21 protein-coding genes and 1 rRNA gene are annotated in these 19427 nt (G+C 76.0%); 10 read left to right on the top strand and 12 right to left on the bottom strand.

The annotated features are described in order from the left end of the window. Positions 1-34: 34 nt before the first annotated feature. The 3 genes from ACI79X_RS16960 to egtE are packed head-to-tail and all read left to right on the top strand — an operon-like array spanning position 35 to position 2610. Positions 35-634 carry an RNA polymerase sigma factor gene (locus tag ACI79X_RS16960; protein ID WP_457026589.1) on the top strand — a complete coding sequence of 200 codons (600 nt, stop codon included), beginning with the start codon at positions 35-37 and terminating at the stop codon, positions 632-634. After that, the gene (locus ACI79X_RS16955; protein ID WP_457026588.1) at positions 615-1463 is read left to right on the top strand and encodes an anti-sigma factor; all 849 of its coding nucleotides are present in this window, start codon (positions 615-617) and stop codon (positions 1461-1463) included. The genes ACI79X_RS16960 and ACI79X_RS16955 overlap by 20 nt, the downstream gene beginning before the upstream one ends. 16 nt (positions 1464-1479) lie before the next feature. Continuing rightward, the gene (gene egtE, locus ACI79X_RS16950) at positions 1480-2610 is read left to right on the top strand and encodes an ergothioneine biosynthesis PLP-dependent enzyme EgtE (RefSeq protein WP_457026587.1); all 1131 of its coding nucleotides are present in this window, start codon (positions 1480-1482) and stop codon (positions 2608-2610) included. A 24-nt stretch (positions 2611-2634) separates the two neighbouring features. On the opposite strand, the gene ACI79X_RS16945 is transcribed toward egtE, so the two are convergent. Continuing rightward, on the bottom strand, positions 2635-4029 hold the full coding sequence (locus ACI79X_RS16945; RefSeq protein WP_457026586.1) for an 8-oxoguanine deaminase: 1395 nt from the start codon (positions 4027-4029) through the stop codon (positions 2635-2637). Between the two features lie 133 nt (positions 4030-4162). Between ACI79X_RS16945 and ACI79X_RS16940 the strand changes: the two genes are divergently transcribed. The 3 genes from ACI79X_RS16940 to pucD are packed head-to-tail and all read left to right on the top strand — an operon-like array spanning position 4163 to position 7937. Then, positions 4163-5038, top strand: coding sequence for an FAD binding domain-containing protein (locus ACI79X_RS16940; protein WP_457026585.1), 876 nt, complete (start codon positions 4163-4165; stop codon positions 5036-5038). Beyond that, on the top strand, positions 5029-5517 hold the full coding sequence (locus ACI79X_RS16935) for a (2Fe-2S)-binding protein (RefSeq protein ID WP_457026584.1): 489 nt from the start codon (positions 5029-5031) through the stop codon (positions 5515-5517). The genes ACI79X_RS16940 and ACI79X_RS16935 overlap by 10 nt, the downstream gene beginning before the upstream one ends. Continuing rightward, a complete protein-coding gene (pucD, locus tag ACI79X_RS16930) occupies positions 5514-7937 on the top strand; it encodes a xanthine dehydrogenase subunit D (protein WP_457026583.1) in 2424 nt (807 codons plus the stop codon). Before ACI79X_RS16935 ends, pucD begins: the two co-directional genes overlap by 4 nt. A 12-nt stretch (positions 7938-7949) precedes the next feature. Here pucD and ACI79X_RS16925 read toward each other — a convergent pair whose 3' ends face one another. Next, positions 7950-8687 (bottom strand): SDR family NAD(P)-dependent oxidoreductase, encoded by a 738-nt coding sequence (locus tag ACI79X_RS16925; RefSeq protein WP_457026582.1) that lies wholly within the window; start codon positions 8685-8687, stop codon positions 7950-7952. A 27-nt stretch (positions 8688-8714) separates the two neighbouring features. Further along, positions 8715-9710 carry an allantoicase gene (gene alc, locus ACI79X_RS16920; RefSeq protein ID WP_457026581.1) on the bottom strand — a complete coding sequence of 332 codons (996 nt, stop codon included), beginning with the start codon at positions 9708-9710 and terminating at the stop codon, positions 8715-8717. Between the two features lie 83 nt (positions 9711-9793). Between alc and ACI79X_RS16915 the strand changes: the two genes are divergently transcribed. Then, the gene (locus ACI79X_RS16915) at positions 9794-9952 is read left to right on the top strand and encodes a hypothetical protein (protein WP_457026580.1); all 159 of its coding nucleotides are present in this window, start codon (positions 9794-9796) and stop codon (positions 9950-9952) included. 68 nt (positions 9953-10020) lie between these two features. Here ACI79X_RS16915 and allB read toward each other — a convergent pair whose 3' ends face one another. The 8 genes from allB to ACI79X_RS16875 are packed head-to-tail and all read right to left on the bottom strand — an operon-like array spanning position 10021 to position 16858. Next, positions 10021-11346, bottom strand: a complete 1326-nt coding sequence (allB, locus tag ACI79X_RS16910) for an allantoinase AllB (protein WP_457026579.1) — start codon at positions 11344-11346, stop codon at positions 10021-10023. Next, a complete protein-coding gene (locus ACI79X_RS16905) occupies positions 11343-12026 on the bottom strand; it encodes an urease accessory protein UreD (protein WP_457026578.1) in 684 nt (227 codons plus the stop codon). Before ACI79X_RS16905 ends, allB begins: the two co-directional genes overlap by 4 nt. Further along, complete coding sequence (gene ureG / locus ACI79X_RS16900) at positions 12023-12700, bottom strand: urease accessory protein UreG (RefSeq protein WP_457026577.1); 678 nt, start codon at positions 12698-12700, stop codon at positions 12023-12025. Before ureG ends, ACI79X_RS16905 begins: the two co-directional genes overlap by 4 nt. After that, positions 12690-13328 carry an urease accessory protein UreF gene (locus ACI79X_RS16895; protein WP_457026576.1) on the bottom strand — a complete coding sequence of 213 codons (639 nt, stop codon included), beginning with the start codon at positions 13326-13328 and terminating at the stop codon, positions 12690-12692. The genes ureG and ACI79X_RS16895 overlap by 11 nt, the downstream gene beginning before the upstream one ends. Continuing rightward, the gene (locus tag ACI79X_RS16890) at positions 13328-15049 is read right to left on the bottom strand and encodes an urease subunit alpha (protein WP_457026575.1); all 1722 of its coding nucleotides are present in this window, start codon (positions 15047-15049) and stop codon (positions 13328-13330) included. Before ACI79X_RS16890 ends, ACI79X_RS16895 begins: the two co-directional genes overlap by 1 nt. After that, a complete protein-coding gene (locus ACI79X_RS16885; RefSeq protein ID WP_457026574.1) occupies positions 15049-15366 on the bottom strand; it encodes an urease subunit beta in 318 nt (105 codons plus the stop codon). The genes ACI79X_RS16890 and ACI79X_RS16885 overlap by 1 nt, the downstream gene beginning before the upstream one ends. After that, positions 15363-15665 carry an urease subunit gamma gene (locus ACI79X_RS16880; protein ID WP_457026573.1) on the bottom strand — a complete coding sequence of 101 codons (303 nt, stop codon included), beginning with the start codon at positions 15663-15665 and terminating at the stop codon, positions 15363-15365. The genes ACI79X_RS16885 and ACI79X_RS16880 overlap by 4 nt, the downstream gene beginning before the upstream one ends. Positions 15666-15724: 59 nt before the next feature. Beyond that, complete coding sequence (locus ACI79X_RS16875) at positions 15725-16858, bottom strand: epoxide hydrolase family protein (protein ID WP_457026572.1); 1134 nt, start codon at positions 16856-16858, stop codon at positions 15725-15727. A 109-nt stretch (positions 16859-16967) separates the two neighbouring features. Here ACI79X_RS16875 and ACI79X_RS16870 point away from each other — a divergent pair, with 109 nt between their 5' ends. Genes ACI79X_RS16870 through ACI79X_RS16860 form a run of 3 tightly spaced genes read left to right on the top strand, consistent with a single transcriptional unit; the run spans position 16968 to position 18960 of the window. After that, positions 16968-17330 (top strand): GntR family transcriptional regulator, encoded by a 363-nt coding sequence (locus ACI79X_RS16870; protein ID WP_457026571.1) that lies wholly within the window; start codon positions 16968-16970, stop codon positions 17328-17330. Continuing rightward, on the top strand, positions 17327-18265 hold the full coding sequence (locus ACI79X_RS16865) for an ABC transporter ATP-binding protein (protein WP_457026570.1): 939 nt from the start codon (positions 17327-17329) through the stop codon (positions 18263-18265). Before ACI79X_RS16870 ends, ACI79X_RS16865 begins: the two co-directional genes overlap by 4 nt. Beyond that, a complete protein-coding gene (locus tag ACI79X_RS16860; protein WP_457026569.1) occupies positions 18262-18960 on the top strand; it encodes a hypothetical protein in 699 nt (232 codons plus the stop codon). The genes ACI79X_RS16865 and ACI79X_RS16860 overlap by 4 nt, the downstream gene beginning before the upstream one ends. A gap of 192 nt (positions 18961-19152) precedes the next feature. On the opposite strand, the gene rrf is transcribed toward ACI79X_RS16860, so the two are convergent. Next, positions 19153-19269: ribosomal RNA gene (rrf, locus tag ACI79X_RS16855) — 5S ribosomal RNA — on the bottom strand. Between the last annotated feature and the right edge of the window lie 158 nt (positions 19270-19427).

Raw genomic sequence — 19427 nt, 5'->3', positions numbered from 1 at the left:
CCGGACGGGCCGGTGGTCGCCTAGGGTCGGCGACGTGACCACCGAGGCCGAGCCGGCGCCCGCGGGCGCGGCGGAGCCCGACGACGACGAGGTCGGGCGCCGCTTCGCCGCGGGCGACGAGCAGGCGCTGGCCTGGGCCTACGAGCGCTGGGCGGCCCGCGTGCACGGGATGGCGGTGCGCGCGTTCGGCCCCGGCCCCGACGCCGAGGACGTCACCCAGCAGACCTTCGTCTCCGCCTGGACCGGCCGAGCGGGCTACCGCCCCGACCAGGGCCCGCTGCCCGCGTGGCTCACCGGCGTCTGCCGCCACAAGATCGCCGACACCTGGGCGAGGCGGGACCGGCAGCGCCGCGCCGCCGAGGCCGCGCTCGCCGAGGCGCAGGCCCAGCCGGCCGGCGGCCCCCAGCCGGTCGACGCCGCCGTCGCCGACCGCGTGCTGCTGCTCGGCGAGCTGGACCGCCTGGGGCAGCCCCAGCGCGGCATCATCGAGCTTGCGTTCTTCGCCGACCTCACCCACGCGCAGATCGCCGAGCGCACCGGCCTGCCGCTGGGGACGGTCAAGAGCCACATCCGGCGCACCCTGGAGCGCCTGCGGAACCGGTTGGAGGTGGACGGTGCCGCACTGCACGCCTGAGGACCTGGGCCTGGCGGCGCTGCGCGAGCCGCTGGGCCCCGACGCCGCCGAGCACCTCGCCGGCTGCGCCTCCTGCGCCGACGAGGTGGGCCGGCTGCGCCGCGCCGTCGACGTGCTCGCCGTCCCCGAGCTGGCCGAGCCGACGGCGCCGGTCGCTCCCCCGCCCGCGCTGTGGGCGGCTATCGCCGCGGCCACCGGCGTCACGAGCGCCCCGCGCCCGCAGGTCGTCGCGGCGTCGGCCCCGCCCGCCGGCCCGGTGCCCGACGCGCCACCGGTCCCGCTCGCCCCCCTCCCGCCGGCGCCGGCGCGCGTCCCCGGGCCGGCCGCCGCGGGGCCGGCCGCTGCCGGGCCGGCCGCCCCCGAGCCGCCGCTCGCCCCGGTGGTGCCGCTGCGCCCGCGCCGCTCGCGGATGCTGCTGCCCGCCGCCGCGGCGCTGGTCGTGGGCCTCGGCGTCGGGGCCGGCGCGGTGGCGCTGTCCGACCGGGAGGACGAGGGCGTCGCCGTCGCGGCCGCGCAGCTCGACCCGCTGGCCGGCAGCGACGCCACCGGCACCGCCTCGGTCGTCGAGCGCGAGGACGGCACGCGGGTGCTGCGGGTGGAGCTCGCCGCCGACGCGCCGGCCGAGGGCTACTACGAGGCGTGGCTGCTCACCGAGTCGGTGTCCGGGCTCATCCCGCTCGGGGTGGTCCGCGCCGGCACGGAGGAGTTCGAGCTGCCGCCGGGCGTCGACATCGGTCAGTACCCCGTCGTCGACGTCTCCGTGGAGCCCCTCGACGGCGACCCCGCGCACTCCGGCGAGTCGGTGGCCCGGGGGCTGCTGGAGTCCTGACCGCTAACGTCGCGGGGTGACCGCGCTCGACCTGCTGCTGCCGCACGACGACCTCGCCGACGCCTGGCGCGCCGCCCGTCCCCCGATGGCCGGCCGGCACCTCGACACGGCGGCGTGCAGCCGGCAGAGCGAGCGGGTGCTCGGCGCGGTCGCGCAGCACGCCCGGCACGAGGCCGAGCTCGGCGGCTACGTGGCGCAGGCGGCCGCGGAGCACCTGCTGCAGCAGGGCCGCAGCGTGATCGGCGGGCTGGCCGGCATGGCGGCGGCCGACGTCGTCTTCGTCGAGTCGGCGCAGGCGGCGCTCACGACGCTGCTGGCCGCCTGGCGGCTGCCGGCCGGCACGCGGGTGGCGGCGCCGACCGGCGAGTACGGGCCGAACCTGGCGCTGCTGCGGACGGCCGGGCTCGAGGTGGTCCCGGTGGCGTCCGACGGCGACGGGCGGGTCGACGTCGCCGCGCTCGAGCGGCTGCTGGTCACCGATCCGCCGCGCTTCGTGCACCTCACGCACGTGGGCAGCCACCGCGGCGTCGTCCAGCCGGCGCGCGAGGTGGCGGCGCTGTGCCGGGCGCACGGGGTGCCGCTGGTGCTCGACGCGGCGCAGTCGCTCGGGCACGTCGACGTCGACCTCGGTGCCGACGTCGTCTACTCGACCTCCCGCAAGTGGCTGGCCGGGCCGCGCGGCGTCGGGGTGCTGTGCGTGCGCCCGGCGGTGGCCGCGCAGCTCACCCCGGTGTGGCCGGCGCCGGAGGGCGTCCCGCCGCTGCGCGCGCTGGAGAGCGGCGAGGCGCACGTGGCCGGGCGGGTCGGACTGGTGCTCGCGGTCGGCGAGCACCTGGCCGCCGGCCCCGACCGGGTGCGCGAGCGGCTGGCGGCGCTGGGGCGGGCGGCGCGGACGGTGCTCGACGGCGCGGCGGGCTGGTCGGTGGTGGAGCCGGCCGGCGAGCTCACCTCCACCACGACGCTGCGCCCGCCGGACGGCGCCGACGTCGCGGCCACCCGGGCGCGGCTGCTCGCCGAGCACGGCATCGTCACCACCGCGGCCGGGCCGGAGCGCGCGCCGGGCGAGATGACCGGGCCGGTGCTGCGGGTGTCGCCGCACGTGGACGCCACCGTCGACGACCTCGAGGCCCTCGCCGCCGCCCTCTGAGCGCCTTTGTAGCGCTATCGGCCCTCAGACGGCGGCCTGCATGCGCTCGCTCACCCGGCGGTGGACGGCGAGCTGCTCGCCGAGGCCGGGGTGCACCGGGACGCCGTCGTCCACCACGAACCGCCCGCCGACGACGGTGTGCCGCGCGGCCACCGGGCCGCAGCGCAGCCACGCCTCCACCGGGTCCGACAGCGCGCCCGCGAACGCCGGCCCGGTGAGCGGCCAGACGGCGAGGTCGCCGCACGCGCCCACCGACAGCTGCCCGATCTCGCCGGTGCGCCCGAGGCAGGCCGCGCCGCCGCGGGTGGCGATCTCCAGGGCGTCGCGGGCGGTGAACGACCCGGCGCCGTGCCGGAGCTTGCCCTGCAGCATCGCCGTGCGGGCCTCCAGCCACAGCGACGCGGCGTCCGCCGACGCCGACCCGTCCACGCCCAGCCCCACCGGCGCGCCGGCGGCCCGCAGCTCGGCCACCGGCGACAGCCCGCTGCCCAGGACCATGTTCGACGACGGGCAGTGCGCCGCCCCGACCCGCGCGGCGCCGAGCCGGGTCACCTCGTCGGCCGAGGGCCACACCACGTGCGCGAGCCACGTCCGGTCGGTCATCCAGCCGACGTCGGACAGGTAGTCCACCGGGCGGCGGCCGAAGCGCTCCAGGCAGAACGCGTCCTCGTCCTGCGTCTCGGCGAGGTGGGTGTGCAGCCGGACGTCGAGGCGTTCGGCCAGCTCCGCCGTCCGCGTCATCAGCTCCGTCGACACGCTGAACGGCGAGCACGGCGCGAGCGCGAGGCGGGTCAGCGCGGACGGGGAGCGGTCGTGGTGGGCCTCCACCAGGCGCTGGGACTCCGCCAGGACCTCGTCGTCGTCCTGGACGACGGAGTCCGGGGGCAGCCCGCCGTCCTTCACCGACAGCGACATCGAGCCCCGCGTGAAGTGCGACCGCATGCCGAGGTCCTGCGCGGCGCGCACCTCGGCGCCGATCAGGTCGCCGGCGCCGCGCGGGTGCACGTAGAGGTGGTCGGTGGAGGTGGTGCAGCCGGCCAGCGCGAGCTCGGTGAGCCCGACGTAGGCCGACACGTAGGCCGCCTCCTCGTCCAGCCGCGCCCACAGCGGGTAGAGGGTGACCAGCCACTCGAAGAGCCCGCCGGTCAGCGCGGGGGCGAACGAGCGGGTGAGGTTCTGGTACAGGTGGTGGTGGGTGTTGACCAGCCCGGGCGTCACCAGGCAGCCGCGCGCGTCCACGGTGCGGACGGCGTCCGGCCGCGGGTCGCCGGGCCCGCCGACCCCGCTCACCACCCCGCCGGTGACGGCCACCCAGCCGCCGGGGATCTCGCGCCGGCCGTCGTCGACGGTGGCCAGCAGGTCGGCGTCGTGCACCAGCAGGTCGGCGGGGCGCACCAGCAGGTCGGCGGTCGTCTCCACCCGCGGCATCCTGCCCAGCCCGTGTGAACACGGCGAGTCGCCACGTGACGTCGCGCAACCCGATCGGAACGAGCCGGGGCTACCGTGGCCGTCCCCCGGGAACCCGGGGGCGCCTGAGCCACCGGGAGCGACGATGGACTTCCTGCAGCCCGCGACGTGGGAGGAGGCGCTGGAGGCGAAGGCCGCCGCCCGCGACGCCGTCCCGATCGCCGGGGGCACCGACGTCATGGTGGCGGTCAACTTCGGCCGCCTGCGCCCGACGACCCTGATCGACCTCACCCGCGTCCCCGAGCTGCAGGAGTGGGGCCTCGACGACGGCGCGGTGCGGCTGGGCGCCGGCGTCCCGTACGCCCGGGTGATCACCGAGCTCGGCGGCCGGCTGCCCGGCCTCGCGATGGCCGCCCGCACGATCGGCTCGCCGCAGATCCGCAACCGCGGCACCGTCGGCGGCAACCTGGCCACCGCCTCGCCCGCCGGCGACGCGCACCCCGCGCTGCTGGCCGCGGACGCCGAGGTCGAGGTCGCGTCGGTCCGCGGCACACGCCGGATCCCAGTGAGCGAGTTCTACCGGGGCGTCAAGCGCTCCGCCCTGGCCGACGACGAGCTGATCGCCGCCGTCCGCATCCGCCCGCCGTCCGGGCCGCAGCAGTACAGCAAGATCGGCACCCGCAACGCGATGGTCATCGCCGTGGCCGCCTTCGGCCTGGCGCTGCACCCCGACCGCCGCGCCGTCGGCACCGGCATCGGCTCGGCCGCGCCCACCCCGCGCCGCGCGCCGGAGGCCGAGGAGTTCCTCGCCGGCGAGCTCGACGGGCTGTGGGAGTCCCGCGGCGAGCTGCCGGCTGCCACCGCCGGGCGCTTCGGCGAGCTGGTCGCCGCGGCCGCCGCCCCCATCGACGACGTCCGGGGCACCGCCGCCTACCGCGTGCACGCCCTGTCCGTCATGGCCCGCCGCACCCTCACCTGGGCCTGGGCCGACTACCGGAAGGGAGACCCGACGTGCGCCTGAGCTGCTCGGTCAACGGCACGCCCCGCGAGGTCGACGACGTCTGGGAGGGCGAGAGCCTGCTCTACGTCCTGCGCGAGCGGATGGGCCTGCCCGGGTCGAAGAACGCCTGCGAGCAGGGCGAGTGCGGCTCGTGCACCGTCTACCTCGACGACGTCCCGGTCTGCGCCTGCCTGGTCGCCGCCGGCCAGGCGCAGGGCCGCGAGGTCGGCACCGTCGAGGGCCTCGCGCCCGCCGGCGAGCTGCACCCGGTCCAGGAGGCGTTCCTCGAGGCCGGCGCCGTCCAGTGCGGCTTCTGCACGCCGGGCCTGCTCGTGGCCACCGACGACCTGGTCGCCCGCACCCGCGCCGAGGGCCGGAAGCCCGCCGACGCCGAGATCCGCGAGGCGCTGGCCGGCAACCTCTGTCGCTGCACCGGCTACGAGAAGATCCTCGACGCCGTCCGGCTGGCCGCCGACCGCATGGCAGGTGAGGCACGATGAGCACCCCCACCCGCGCCCCGAGCGGCGCCCCCGCGCACCTGACCGGCGCCGGCGGCGGGGTCGGCGCCGACGCGCAGCGCCCCGACGGCGTCCTCAAGGTCCGCGGCGAGTTCGCCTACGGCAGCGACCTGTGGATGGACGACATGCTGTGGGGCGTCACGCTGCGCAGCCCGCACCCCTACGCCCGCATCCGCTCGATCGACGTCGGCCCCGCGCTCGCCGTCCCCGGCGTGCACGCCGTCCTCACCAGCGACGATGTCCCCGGCGAGAAGGTCTACGGTCTCGAGCTCGCCGACCAGCCGGTGCTCGCGCTCGACGTCGTCCGCTACCAGGGCGAGCCGGTGGCGCTGGTGGCCGCCGACCACCCCGACACCGCCCGGCGGGCCGCCGCGCGCGTCGTCGTCGACTACGAGGTGTGGGAGCCGGTCACCGACGCGCGCACCGCGCTCGGGCATCCCACCTGGAACCAGGTGCACGACACCCCCGCCGAGGTCACCGAGCTGTCCCGGGAGAGCGCCCACCTGCACCCGCGGGGCAACCTGGTGCGCCACCTCAAGATCCGCAAGGGCGACCCCGACCCAACGGCCGACGTCGTGGTGGTCGGCGAGTACGAGGTCGGCATGCAGGACCAGGCGTTCCTCGGGCCGGAGTCCGGGCTCGCGGTCCCGGCCGAGGACGGCGGCGTCGACCTCTACGTCGCCACCCAGTGGCTGCACGTCGACCAGCGGCAGATCTGCGCGGCGCTGGGCATGCCGGAGGAGAAGGTGCGGCTGACCCTCGCCGGCGTCGGCGGGGCGTTCGGCGGCCGCGAGGACCTCTCCATGCACGTGCACGCCTGCCTGCTGGCGCTGCACACCGGCCGGCCGGTGAAGATGTCCTACAACCGCGAGGAGTCCTTCTTCGGCCACGTGCACCGGCACCCGGCCACCATGCGCTACGAGCACGGCGCCACCCGCGACGGCGACCTCGTCTACGTCAGGGCCACGATCTACCTCGACGGCGGCGCCTACGCCTCCAGTACGCCCGCGGTCGTCGGCAACGCCGGCACGATGGGTCTGGGCCCCTACGTCGTCCCGAACGTGCACGTCGACTGCTACGGCGCCTACACCAACAACCCGCCGTGCGGGGCCATGCGCGGGTTCGGCTCGGTGCAGACCGCGTTCGCCTACGAGTCGCAGATGGACGCGCTCGCCGCCGAGCTCGGCATGGACCCCGTCGAGCTGCGCTGCCGCAACGCCATGGCGGAGGGCTCGGTCACGCCCAACGGGCAGGTGGTCGACAGCGCGGCGCCGGTGGTCGAGCTGCTGCGCCGGCTGGCGGCGATGCCGCTGCCGCCCGCGCCCGCCACCGGCGCCGACGTCGACCTGCGCGACGTGCCCGGCGGCGTCTCCAACACCACCCACGGCGAGGGCGTGCGGCGCGGGGTCGGGTACGCCGTCGCGTACAAGAACGTCGCCTTCTCCGAGGGCTTCGACGACCACTCCACCGCGCGGGTGCGGCTGGAGGTCGTCGGCGGCGAGGCGGTGGCCACCGTGCACACCGCGGCGGCCGAGGTCGGGCAGGGCCTGGTCACCGTCGAGCAGCAGATCGCGCGCACCGAGCTCGGCGTCGAGCGCGTCGTCGTCGCCCCGAAGGACACCGCCGTCGGCTCGGCCGGGTCCACCTCCGCGTCGCGGCAGACCTACGTGACCGGCGGCGCGGTGAAGGCCGCCTGCGAGGCGGTGCGGGAGCAGGTGCTCGCCCGCGCCCGGGACCTTGTCGGCCGGGCGGTGTCCGACCTGCGGCTCGACGGCGGCAAGGTCGTCTCCGACGGCGAGGGCGTCGCGCTGACGCTCGCCGAGGTGCTCGGCGAGGACGCCGTCGAGGAGACGCTGGAGTGGCGGCACCGGCCCACCCGGCCGATTGACCCCGAGACCGGCCAGGGCTTCGCCCACGTGCAGTACGCGTTCTCCGCGCACCGCGCCGTGGTCGACGTCGACACCGAGCTCGGCCTGGTCAAGGTCGTGGAGATGGCCTGCACCCAGGACGTGGGCAAGGCGATCAACCCGCAGGCGGTGATCGGGCAGATCCAGGGCGGCACCGCGCAGGGCCTCGGGCTGGCGGTGATGGAGGAGATCCTGGTGCGCGACGGCCGGGTGCAGAACCCGTCGTTCACCGACTACCTGATCCCCACGGTGCTCGACATGCCGCCGATGCGGATCGAGATCCTCGAGTACGGCGACCCGCACGCCCCCTACGGGCTGCGCGGCGTCGGCGAGGCGCCCAACATCTCCTCCGGCCCGGCGGTGCTGGCGGCGATCCGCCAGGCCACCGGCCTGCCGCTGACCCGCGTCCCGGTCCGCCCGGAGCACCTCACCGTCGAAGGACCCCCTGCCCCTCACCGCTCGCACGCTCGCGGCGGGCCCCTGCAGGGGGCCTGAGCAGCGGAGGGATCAGCCCACGACCCCGGCCAGGCGGTCCATCGCGGCCAGCACCCGGTCCTGCAGGCCGGGGTCCTCCAGCGCGCCCGGCGTCCGCGCCGGCCGGCGCCCGGCGGTGTAGCCGCCCGGCCAGTCGCCGGCCGCGGCCAGTGCCACCCGCGCGCCGCCGTCCTCGACGTCGCCCGGCGCGCCCGGGGACGCCAGCTTGGTCCGCACCCACCCGGGGTCGACGGCGCCCACCCGCAGGTGCGGCAGGCGGCGGGCCCAGCCGAGCGACAGGACGACGTCGAGGGCCTTGGAGTCGGCGTAGGCGTGCCGGGGGTCCCGCGGGGTGCCGAGGTCGTCGGGGTCGACGCGGCCCGAGCCGACCATGCCGCTGCCGAGGAAGACCAGCCGCTCCCGCACCCGCTCGTGCACGAGCGCGGTGAGCAGGTGCGGGGCCAGCGCGTTGACGGCGAAGGCGATCTCGTGGCCCTGCGCGCTGGGTGCCGCGCCGTCGACGGGCCACACGCCGGCGTTGTGCACGAGCACGTCCACCTCGCCGAGCCGGTCGGCCAGGGCGCGCACCTCGTCGAGGTCGGCCAGGTCGCCGGTGACCAGCCGGACGTCGCCGAGCCGGCCCAGCTCCTCGGCGACCGGCGCGCCCCGGGCCTCGCTGCGGGCGTGCAGGACGACGGTGTGCCCGTCGCCCAGCAGCTGCCGTGCGGCCGCCCGGCCGATGCCGTCGGTGGACCCGGTGATCGCGATCACTGGACCTGAGGAAGCCACGTCCGGCCCCTACCCGCGCGCCGTGGACTCCCACCGCTGCTGCAGCGCGGCGCGGCCGGCGTCGGTCGGGCGGCCCCACAGCCGCAGCCGGGCCATCCCGCCGTCGGGGAAGACGTCCATCCGCACACCGGTGACGGCGGCGTCGCCGGGGAGCACGAAGCGGTGCCGGGTGTCGGGCTGCAGCGGCGTGCGGGGCAGCAGCTCCACCTCGGCGCCGTCCGCCGTCCGGCCGGTCAGCGACGCCGCGCCGGGCGCGTTGCCCAGGAACCAGGAGGTGTCCAGCTCGGCGAGGGTCACGGTGCCCTCGCAGGCCAGCGCGACGTCGACCCAGTCGTTGCCGTCGTCGCGGCGGCGGGCGTTCTCCCATCCCTCGCCCATGGAGCGGGCCTCGCCGCGGCCGATGAGCTGGTGCGGGCTGCCGTAGAAGGCGTTGCTCACCCCGGTCACCCGGCCGCCGTTCTCCAGCGCCGCGAGGTCGCACGGGCCGGCGTCGAGCAGCCGCGGGTCGGGCACGACCTCGCCGTGCACCCGCAGCCGGGCGACGCCGCCGTCGGGGTGGATCGACAGCCGCACGTGCGTCACCCGCGGCCCCGGCTCGACGACGAACCGGTTCGCGGTGCCGCCGGCCAGGTCCGACAGCGGCAGCAGCGGCACCCAGTCGGCGCCGGCCAGCGCGGACGCCGGCGGGTGCCCCTCCACCGCCGCGCCCTCCAGCGACGCCCGCGGCGGGTAGTTGCCGAGGAAGAACGCCGTGTCGACGACGGCGGCGCGCACCACCCCCGGCATGCCGAGCCGCACGACCGCCCAGTCGTGCCCGGGCTCGCGGCGCCGCCGGGTCTCCCAGCCGTCGTACTCCTTGCCGCGGGCGCCGAAGTCGTCGCGGGCGCGCGCCGGGCCGGGCAGGACGAGGTTCTCCTTGCCGGCGAAGAACTCGTCGTTGGCGGCCACCACCGCACCGCCCTGCGTGCGCACGGCGAGGTCGGGCAGGTCGAACGGGTCGCTCACGGCTCTCCTCCGGGGTCGGCGGGGGTCACTGTGTCACGGGCGGGGTAGGGGTCCGGCGTTCCAGCAGACCCCGAGGAGGACCCGTGTCCGAACCGACCGACGACCTGCGCGAGCGCGCCCGCGAGCACATCCGGCAGATGCCCGCCGAGACCGCGCTGGGCAACGCCGACCCCGCCGGCGGGTCCACCGACGACCCGAAGATCATGGACGAGGCCGCCCGCGAGGAGGGCGAGCAGCAGTAGAAGGACCCGCCTGCCCCCCACCGCTCGCGGCTCGCGGCGGGACCCTGCAGGCGGGCCGTTCCAGCCCGTCACCAGCCCCCTCGGCCCAGCAGCCGGCCGAGGGGGCTGCCGTCGGCCTCCCGCCCCCGCAGCCAGGTCCGCCGGACGACGCCGGTGAGCTCCCGCCCGGCGTAGGGCGTCACGGGGTTGCGGTGCTCGAGCCGGCCCACCGTGAACGGCTCCTCGGGCGCGAAGGCCACCAGGTCGGCGTCCCGCCCGACGGCGATCGCGCCCTTGCCCGGCAGCCCGGCCAGCCGCGCCGGGGCCGCCGCCATCCACTCGACCACCTGCGGAAGCGGGACGCCGCGGGCCCGGGCGCCGGTCCACACGGCCGGCAGCGTCACCTGCAGGCCCGCGATGCCGCCCCACGCCAGCCCGAAGTCGCCGACGTCGAGCCGCTTGAGCTCGGGCGTGCACGGCGAGTGGTCGCTCACCACCAGGTCCACGTCGCCGGCCGCGAGCGCCCCCCACAGCGCCTCCCGGTGCGCCGCCTCGCGGATCGGCGGGCAGCACTTGTACGCGGTGTCGCCGTCGGGCACGTCCTCGGCGGCGAAGGTGAGGTAGTGCGGGCAGGTCTCCACGGTGACCCGCACCCCGGAGGCCCGGGCCGCGCGCAGCAGCGGCAGCGCGTCGCCGTCGGCCAGGTGGACGACGTGGCTGCGCGCGCCGGTGTCCCGCGTGGCCGCGACCAGCCGGCCGATCGCCGTCTCCTCGGCCGCGGGCGGGCGGGAGGCGAGGAACGCCGCGTAGCTGGCGCCGGCCGGCTCCGGCGCCGCGTCGATGACGGCCTCGTCCTCGGCGTGCGCGATCAGCAGCCCGTCGAACGTCGCCAGCTCGGCCAGCGCGGCGCGCAGGCCGGCGTCGTCCAGCGGCGGGAACTCCGGCACGCCGGAGTCGAGCAGGAAGCACTTGAACCCGACGACGCCGGCCTCGTGCATCGGCCGCAGCTGCGCGAGGTTGCCGGGCACCGCGCCGCCCCAGAACGCCACGTCGACGGCGACCTGCCCGGCCGCCACCTCCCGCTTGACCCGCAGCGCGTCGAGCGTGGTGGTCGCCGGCACGGAGTTCAGCGGCATGTCCACGATCGTGGTGATGCCGCCGGCGGCCGCGGCCCGGGTGGCGCTGGCGAAGCCCTCCCACTCGGTGCGGCCCGGCTCGTTGACGTGCACGTGGCTGTCGACCAGGCCGGGCAGCAGCACCTCGTCGTCGGCCAGCGTGACCGCGCCGGCCGGGGCGTCGTGGAAGCCGGTGACCGCGGTGACGACGCCGTCCTCGGTGTGCACCGCGGCGGCGCGCTCACCGCCCGGGAGCACCACCCGCCGGGCCCGGACGACGAGACCGTCGACGCGGGTCACGCCACCGCCTCCACCGCGCGCACCACGGTGTGCAGCTCGGCGCCCCACGCGGTGGCCACCCACCCGTTCTCCAGCGGCAGGCGGACGGCGTCCTCGGCGGTCAGCACCCCGGCAGCCTGCCCCACGTGCACGGTGGAGGCGTAGGCGCGCGGCGCGACCGGTGGCAGCCAGGCCGGCGCCCCCGGTCCCAGGCCGACGGTCGTGTGCACCAGCGGCCGCCCGTCGACGACCACCCGCGTCGTGCCGGTCCACCGGCCGGGCTCCTCGCCGGTGCGGCCGAGCAGCACCTGCTCGGTGGCGGTGAGCACGGCGCCCGGGGTGAGCGTCGCCGTCAGCCCGGCCCGGTGGTGCGCGCCGCGGGCGACCACGGTCGGCTCCATCCGCAGGTCGAGCTCCCCGGCCACCTCGGCGACGACGTGCTGCGCCGAGGGCCGGTCGCCGTCGCGGGCGGGCAGCGCGACGGCGGCGGCCACCGAGCGCACCGCCAGCACGGCGCCCTCCTCGACCACCAGCCGGATCTCGGCGTCGTCGCCGCCGAGCGGGCCGAACGCCGTCGCCACCAGGTGGACGGCGGACGGACCGGTCCGGCGCACCGCCAGCTGCCCGCTGCTGCGGACCACCGGCAGCACGGTGCGCCCGCCGGGCCCCCGCCGCGCGACGACCTCGACCCGGGTCCTCACGCCTGCTGCAGCTGGCGCGCCCGCACCTGCTGCCGCACCCACTCGGCCACCTCGGTGGCGGCCGGGTCCTCGCGCAGGGAGACGAGCAGGGTGGGCTTGTCGCCGCGCACCACCGCGGAGTCCCGCCGCATGACGTCGAGGTCGGCGCCCACCAGCGGCGCGAGGTCGGTCTTGTTCACCACGAGCAGGTCGCTCGCGGTGACCCCGGGCCCGCCCTTGCGCGGCACCTTGTCCCCGCCGGCGACGTCGACGACGAACACCTGCACGTCGACCAGCCCGTAGCTGAAGCTCGCCGTCAGGTTGTCCCCGCCGGACTCCACGAGCACGAGCTCCAGCCCGGGGTGGCGGGCCTCGAGCAGCTCGACGGCGTCGAGGTTGGCGGTGATGTCGTCGCGGATGGCGGTGTGCGGGCAGCAGCCGGTCTGCACCGCCTCGATCCGGTCGTCGGGGAGGACGGCGTTGCGGCGCAGGAAGTCGGCGTCCTCGGTCGTGTAGATGTCGTTGGTGACGACGGCGAGGTCGTACTCGGCGCCGAGCGTGCGGCACAGCGCGGCGGCGAGCGCGGTCTTCCCGGAGCCGACCGGCCCGCCGAGCCCGACGCGCAGGGGCCCGCCGTGCCGGTGCCCGTGCTCGTAGGGGTCCACGTAGTCGTCCAGGTTGTGGTCAGGAGGCAAAGAAGCGGTCCCCTCTCGTGGCGTGCACCTCGGCCAGCAGGTCGAGGAGCGGGTCGGTGTCGGCCGGGAGGGAGCCAATTGCGCTACGAAGGCTCCTCTCGGCGACGGCGTCGATCTCCGGCGCGAGCCGCGCGGTGACGGCGGCGACGGTGAGCGGGTCCATGGCGAGCAGCCGCTGGGCCGCGGTCGCCGGGCCGCTGACCGACAGGTAGGCGGCGGCCGCTGCCGCGTCCCGGGGCGTGAGCCCGCCCGCGGCCGCGGCGACGCCGAGCGCGACGGGGTGGTGCGGCGCGGCGGGCAGCGCGTCCCACAGCGGCGAGGGCCAGGCGCGGCGGCCCACCCGCACCAGCCCGCGGCCCTGCTGCCGGGAGGCGGCCCGCAGCGCCGGTGACGGCGTCCGCGCGTCGGCCTCCGCGTCGAGAGCGGCCAGGTCTCCCCCGCGGCAGGCGGCCGACGCCAGGCCCGCGGCGACCCGGCCGGCAGTCTGGAGCCGCCGCAGCAGGAAGCCGGCCAGCGACGACGGGTCGTGCACCAGGCCGGCCGCGATGGCCTGCTCCACCCCGCCGGAGTGCGTGTGCCCGCCCGCGGGGAGCCGCGAGTCGGCCAGCGTGAGCAACGCCGCCGTCATCAGAACAGGAAGTACCGCTGCGCCATCGGCAGTTCGCGCACCGGCTCGGGCTCCCACACCTCGCCGTCCACGGTCACCGTGAAGGTGTCCGGGTCGACGCGGATCTCCGGCAGCGCGGTGTTCTCCGGCATGTCGGCCTTGGTCAGCCGGGTGGTGTCGGTGACCGCGGTCAGCCGCCGGTCGATGGCCAGCCGGTCGCCGAGCCCGGCCTCCAGCGCGGCGGGCGCGACGAAGTGCACCGAGGTCAGCGCCGGCACCTTCCCGTACGCGCCGAACATCGGCCGCGGGAGCTGCGGCTGCGGCGTCGGGATGGAGGCGTTGGCGTCGCCCATCTGCGCCCACGCGACCATGCCGCCCTTGAGCACCGCGTGCGGGCGGACGCCGAAGAAGCGGGGGTCCCACAGCACCAGGTCGGCGAGCTTGCCGGGCTCCACCGAGCCCACCTCGCCGTCGATGCCGTGCGCCACCGCGGGGCAGATCGTGTACTTCGCGACGTACCGGCGGGCCCGCAGGTTGTCCGCGGCGCCGTCGCCGGCCAGCGACCCGCGCTTGCGCTTCATCACGTGCGCCGTCTGCCAGGTGCGCATGACGACCTCGCCCACCCGGCCCATCGCCTGCGCGTCGGAGCCGATCATCGAGATGGCGCCGATGTCGTGCAGGAGGTCCTCGGCGGCGATCGTCGTCGGCCGGATCCGGCTCTCGGCGAAGGCCAGGTCCTCCGGCACGGAGGAGTCCAGGTGGTGGCAGACCATGAGCATGTCGAGGTGCTCGTCGAGGGTGTTCACGGTGTGCGGCCGGGTCGGGTTGGTCGAGGACGGCAGCACGTTCGGGTGCCCGGCCACGGTGATGATGTCCGGCGCGTGCCCGCCCCCGGCGCCCTCGGTGTGGTACGCGTGGATCGACCGGCCGGCGATCGCGGCGAGCGTGTCCTCGACGAACCCGGCCTCGTTCAGCGTGTCCGAGTGCAGGGCCACCGGGACGCCGTTGCGCCCGGCCACGGTGAGGCAGGCGTCGATCGCCGCGGGCGTCGAGCCCCAGTCCTCGTGCAGCTTGAAGCCGCTGGCGCCGGCGCGGAGCTGCTCCTCCATCGACTCGAGCGAGACGGTGTTGCCCTTGCCCAGCAGCGCCACGTTGACCGGCCACGGGTCCATCGCCTCGAGCATCCGCGCGAGGTACCAGGCGCCCGGGGTGATCGTGGTGGCCTTCGACCCCTCGGCCGGGCCGGTGCCGCCGCCGATGAGCGTGGTGACGCCCGAGCCGAGTGCAGTCGGCACGATCTGCGGGCAGATGAAGTGGACGTGGCAGTCGATGCCGCCGGCGGTGAGGATCCGGCCGTTGCCGGCCATCACCTCGGTGCCGGGACCGATGACCAGGTCGGGGTGGACGCCGTCCATGGTGTCGGGGTTCCCGGCCTTGCCCAGGGCGACGATCCGGCCGTCGCGGATGCCGACGTCGGCCTTGACGACGCCCCAGTGGTCGAGGACGACGGCGCCGGTGATGACCAGGTCGGGCGCGCCCTCCGCCCGGGTGGCACGGCCCTGGCCCATCGACTCGCGGATCACCTTGCCGCCGCCGAACACCGCCTCCTCGCCGGCGCGGCCGGGGCCACCGCAGCGGTCCTCCTCGACCTCGATGAGCAGGTCGGTGTCGGCCAGCCGGATCCGGTCGCCCGTCGTGGGGCCGTAGAGCTGGGCGTAGCGCTCGCGGGACAGCTGCACCATCAGCCGAGCCCTCCCTCTGCGGTCAGGCCGGGGACGACGCGGGCGCCGGCCAGCGGCACGAGCGTCACCGTGCGGGTGATGCCGGGCTCGAAGCGGACGGCGGTGCCGGCGGCGACGTCCAGCCGGTGACCGGCCGCCGCGGCCCGGTCGAAGGCCAGGGCGCGGTTGGTCTGCGCGAAGTGGAAGTGCGAGCCCACCTGCACCGGCCGGTCGCCGGTGTTGGTCACCTCGAGCTCGATCCGCGGGGCGCCCGGCAGCGTCTCGATCGTCCCCTCGGCGGGGATGACCTCCCCCGGGACCACGGGCCCACCGCTCACGGGATCGGCTGGTGGACCGTCACCAGCTTGGTCCCGTCCGGGAAGGTGGCCTCCACCTGCACCTCCTCCAGCAGCTCGGGGACGCCGTCCATCACGTCGTCGCGGGTGAGGACGGTGCGGCCGGACTGCATGAGCTCCGCGACCAGGACGCCGTCGCGGGCGCCCTCGAGCACGTGGTCGCTGACGATCGCCGTGGCCTCGGGCAGGTTGAGCCGCAGCCCCCGCGCCCGCCGTCGTCGTGCCAGCTCGGCGGCGTAGGAGAGCAGCAGGCGCTCCTGCTCGTGCGGGGAGAGGTGCACGCGGGGTCCTCCGGGGGTCGGCGGAGCCCGGACGCTAACGGCCCGATGTGTCGCGGCGGTTACCTGAGCGGGCGGAAGAACTCCCGGACGTCGGCCAGCAGCTGCTCCGGCCGCTCCATGGCCGCGAAGTGTCCGCCGCTGTCGTGCTCGTGCCACAGCCGCAGGTCGGTCAGCTGCCGCTCCACCCAGGCGCGCGGCGGCACGGAGATCTCGTGCGGGAACAGCGAGACGCCGGCCGGCACGTCCACCCGCGGGGCCCGCTCCTCCGGCGCCCGCGCCATCTCCCAGTACATCCGCGCCGACGACGTCGCCGTGCGGGTGAACCAGTACACCGAGACGTCGTCGAGCAGCCGGTCGAGCGCGATCGCCGAGGTCGGGTCGCCGTCGTTGTCGGTCCAGGCGGCGAACTTCTCGAGGATCCACGCGGCCTGCCCGGCGGGGGAGTCGGTGAGCCCGTAGCCCAGCGTCTGGGGGCGGGTGCGGTGCTGGTGGCTGTAGGACGACCCGTCGGTGCGGAAGGTGCGCATCCGGTCCAGGGCGCGCTGCTCGCGCTCGTCGAACTCCGTCTGCCCGGGCGGCGGGTCGGTCACCACCATGTTGAGGTGCACGCCGGCCACCCGGTCGGGGTGGCGCGCGCCCAGGTTCGCCGACACGAACGACCCGATGTCCCCGCCCTGCGCGCCGAAGCGGTCGTACCCGAGCCGGCGCATCACCTCCGCCCACGCGTCCGCGGTCCGCGCCGGCCCCCAGCCGGGCGCCTGCGGGTGCCCGCTCCAGCCGTAGCCGGGCAGCGAGGGGACGACGACGGAGAAGGCGTCGCGCGGGTCCTCGGGGTCGGTGAGCGGGCCGATCAGGTCGAGGAACTCCAGCACCGACCCCGGCCAGCCGTGGGTGAGCACCAGCGGCAGCGCGCCCGGGTGCGGCGAGGGCACGTGCAGGAGGTGGACCGCCAGCCCGTCGACCACCGTCGTCCCCTGGGGGACGGCGTTCAGCCGGGCCTGGCAGGCGGCCCAGTCGTACTCCTCGGCCCAGTACCGGCAGACCTCGCGCAGCCAGTCCAGCGGCACGCCCTGCGACCAGTCGCCGGCGGTCGCCGCGTCGGGCCAGCGGGTGCCGCGCAGCCGGCGGCGGAGGTCGTCCACCTCCTCGGCGGGGACGTCGACGGTGAAGGGCGTCAGGGCGGCGTCGTCCACGGCGCGACCGTAGCCGGTGTTGACGGCGGAGCTCCACCACCCCTACGGTTCACTACATGAGTAATGAACCCCGGCACCTGGGCCGGCCGGCGGGACAGCCGGGGTCCGGGTGAACGAGGACGCCGGGCCGATCTTCCGGCAGGTCGCGGCGCAGATCGAGAACGCGATCGTCGACGGCTCCCTCCCCGAGGAGAGCCAGGCGCCCTCGTCCAACGAGCTCAGCGCCTTCCACCGCATCAACCCCGCGACAGCCGCCAAGGGCCTCAACCAGCTCGTCGCCGACGGGGTCCTCTACAAGAGACGAGGAGTCGGGATGTTCGTCGCCACGGGCGCCCGGGAGCAGCTGCTCAAGCGCCGCCGCAGCGAGTTCGCCGACCAGTACGTCCGCCCCCTGATGACCGAGGCGCACAAGCTCGGCATCTCCACCACCGAGCTGGCCCGCATGATCGACCGCTGGGAGGACGAGCGATGACCGCCGCGGCCACCCTGACCGACGTCACCATGCGGTACCGGGAGCACATCGCCCTCGACGCGGTGACCACCTCCTTCGCCACCGACGGCATCACCGGCCTGCTCGGCCGCAACGGCGCCGGCAAGACGACGCTGATGCAGCTGCTCGCCGGGCACCGCGTGCCCACCAGCGGCCAGGTGCGGGTGCTGGGCGCCGACCCCTTCGAGGACGACGCCGTCCTGCAGCAGGTCTGCTTCGTCAAGGAGAGCCAGCGCTACCCCGACCACTTCCGGGTGCGCGACGCGCTGTCGGCGGCGGCCACCCTCTTCCCCACCTGGGACGAGGACCTGGCCCGCTCGCTCGTGGCCGACTTCGACCTCCCCGCCCGCCGGCCCGTGGTCAAGCTGTCCCGCGGCATGGTGTCGGCCGTCGGGATCACGATCGGCCTGGCGTCCCGGGCGCCGGTCACCTTCTTCGACGAGCCCTACCTCGGCCTCGACGCCGTCGCCCGGCAGCTCTTCTACGACCGGCTGATCGCCGACTACGCCGAGGAGCCCCGGACGATCGTCCTGTCCACCCATCTCATCGAGGAGATCAGCGGGCTGCTCGAGCACGTCGTCCTCCTCGACGGCGGCCGCGTCCTGCTCGACGACGACGTCGAGACCCTGCGCGCGTCCGCCCTCACCGTCACCGGGCCCACCGAGCGGGTCGAGTCGCTGGCCCGGGAGCACGAGGTGCTCACCCGGGACGCCCTGGGCGGCTCCACGCGCGCCGTGGTGAGGCTGAACCGCCCGGTCGACCCGGCCGACCTGTCCGTCGCCGGGCTGACGGCGGAGCCCACCCCGCTGCAGCAACTGGTCGTCGCGCTGAGCACCCGGGCCGCCGGCACCCCGTCCGCGGCCGCCGCGGCCCGCACCGCCCGATCGTCCACGCCCTACGAGGGAGCCACCCGATGAACCGCGTCCTGGCGGCCGCCCGCCTGCACTCGATGAACCCGCTGCTGACGGTCGGCATCCCCTGGGGCGTCGTCTCGCTGAGCTTCGCCATCAACCTGGCGGTCTGGTCCCTGACCGACGCCGGTGAGCAACCGGGCGGCGGGATCACCGGTGGCCTGGCGTCCCTCTACATCACCGTCCTGGTGGTATTCATCCAGTCGGTGACCCAGGTGATGCCCTTCGCGATGGGGATGAGCCTGAGCCGGCGCGCCTTCTACCTCGGCACGGCGCTGGCGGCGCTCGTCGCCTCGCTCGTGTACGGGGTCGCCGTGGCGCTCCTCGCCGCGCTCGAGGACGCCACGGGCGGGTGGGGCGTCCGGCTGAACTTCTGGGCCCCGGGGCAGATGGACGTCGACAACACGGCCCTGCAGGTCCTCGTCTCGGGCGCCCCCATGCTCGCCGCGGCCTTCCTGGGAGTCGCCATCGGCGTGGTCATGAAGCGCTGGGGCCAGTTCGGGATCTGGGGCCTGGTGATCGGCGCGATGGTGGTCTTCGGCGGCCTCGCGGTGCTGGTCTCCTGGCGGGGCTGGTGGGGCGACGTCGGCACCTGGCTCGTCGACCAGTCCGTGCTCACCCTCGCCGTCGCCATCCCGGTGGCGCTGGCGGCCGCGACGGCGGCCCTCTCCTTCGCCGGCCTCCGCCGCATCGTCCCCTGACAGCCGACGACGGCAGTCCCATCCACGGCCCCGGTTCCGTCCTGACGGAAGCGGGGCCGTGCGGCACACCTGCAGGCCCGCGATGCCACAACGCCCCAGGTGCGGGCCCGCGATGCCACGGCGCCTCAGGGATGTCCCGGAAATGCAGCAAGGGCCCCCACCGGGTGGTGGGGGCCCTTGCTGTGAAGAGTTGTCCGGCGGCGTCCTACTCTCCCACCCCGTCTCCAGGGCAGTACCATCGGCGCTGAGAGGCTTAGCTTCCGGGTTCGGAATGGATCCGGGCGTTTCCCTCTCGCCATGGCCGCCGTAACACTGTGAACAACAACCCTGCACGGGTCGGGCGTTCAGAGCTGCACAGTGGACGCTTTGTGTGAACACCTGTCTTGTGTTGGCAGGAAGGTGTGTGGTCAAGCCCTCGGCCTGTTAGTACCGGTCAGCTCCACACCTCGCGGTGCTTCCACTTCCGG

Source organism: Geodermatophilus sp. SYSU D01119 (assembly GCF_054049975.1).
This window is presented reverse-complemented; position numbering and strand designations above follow the sequence as displayed.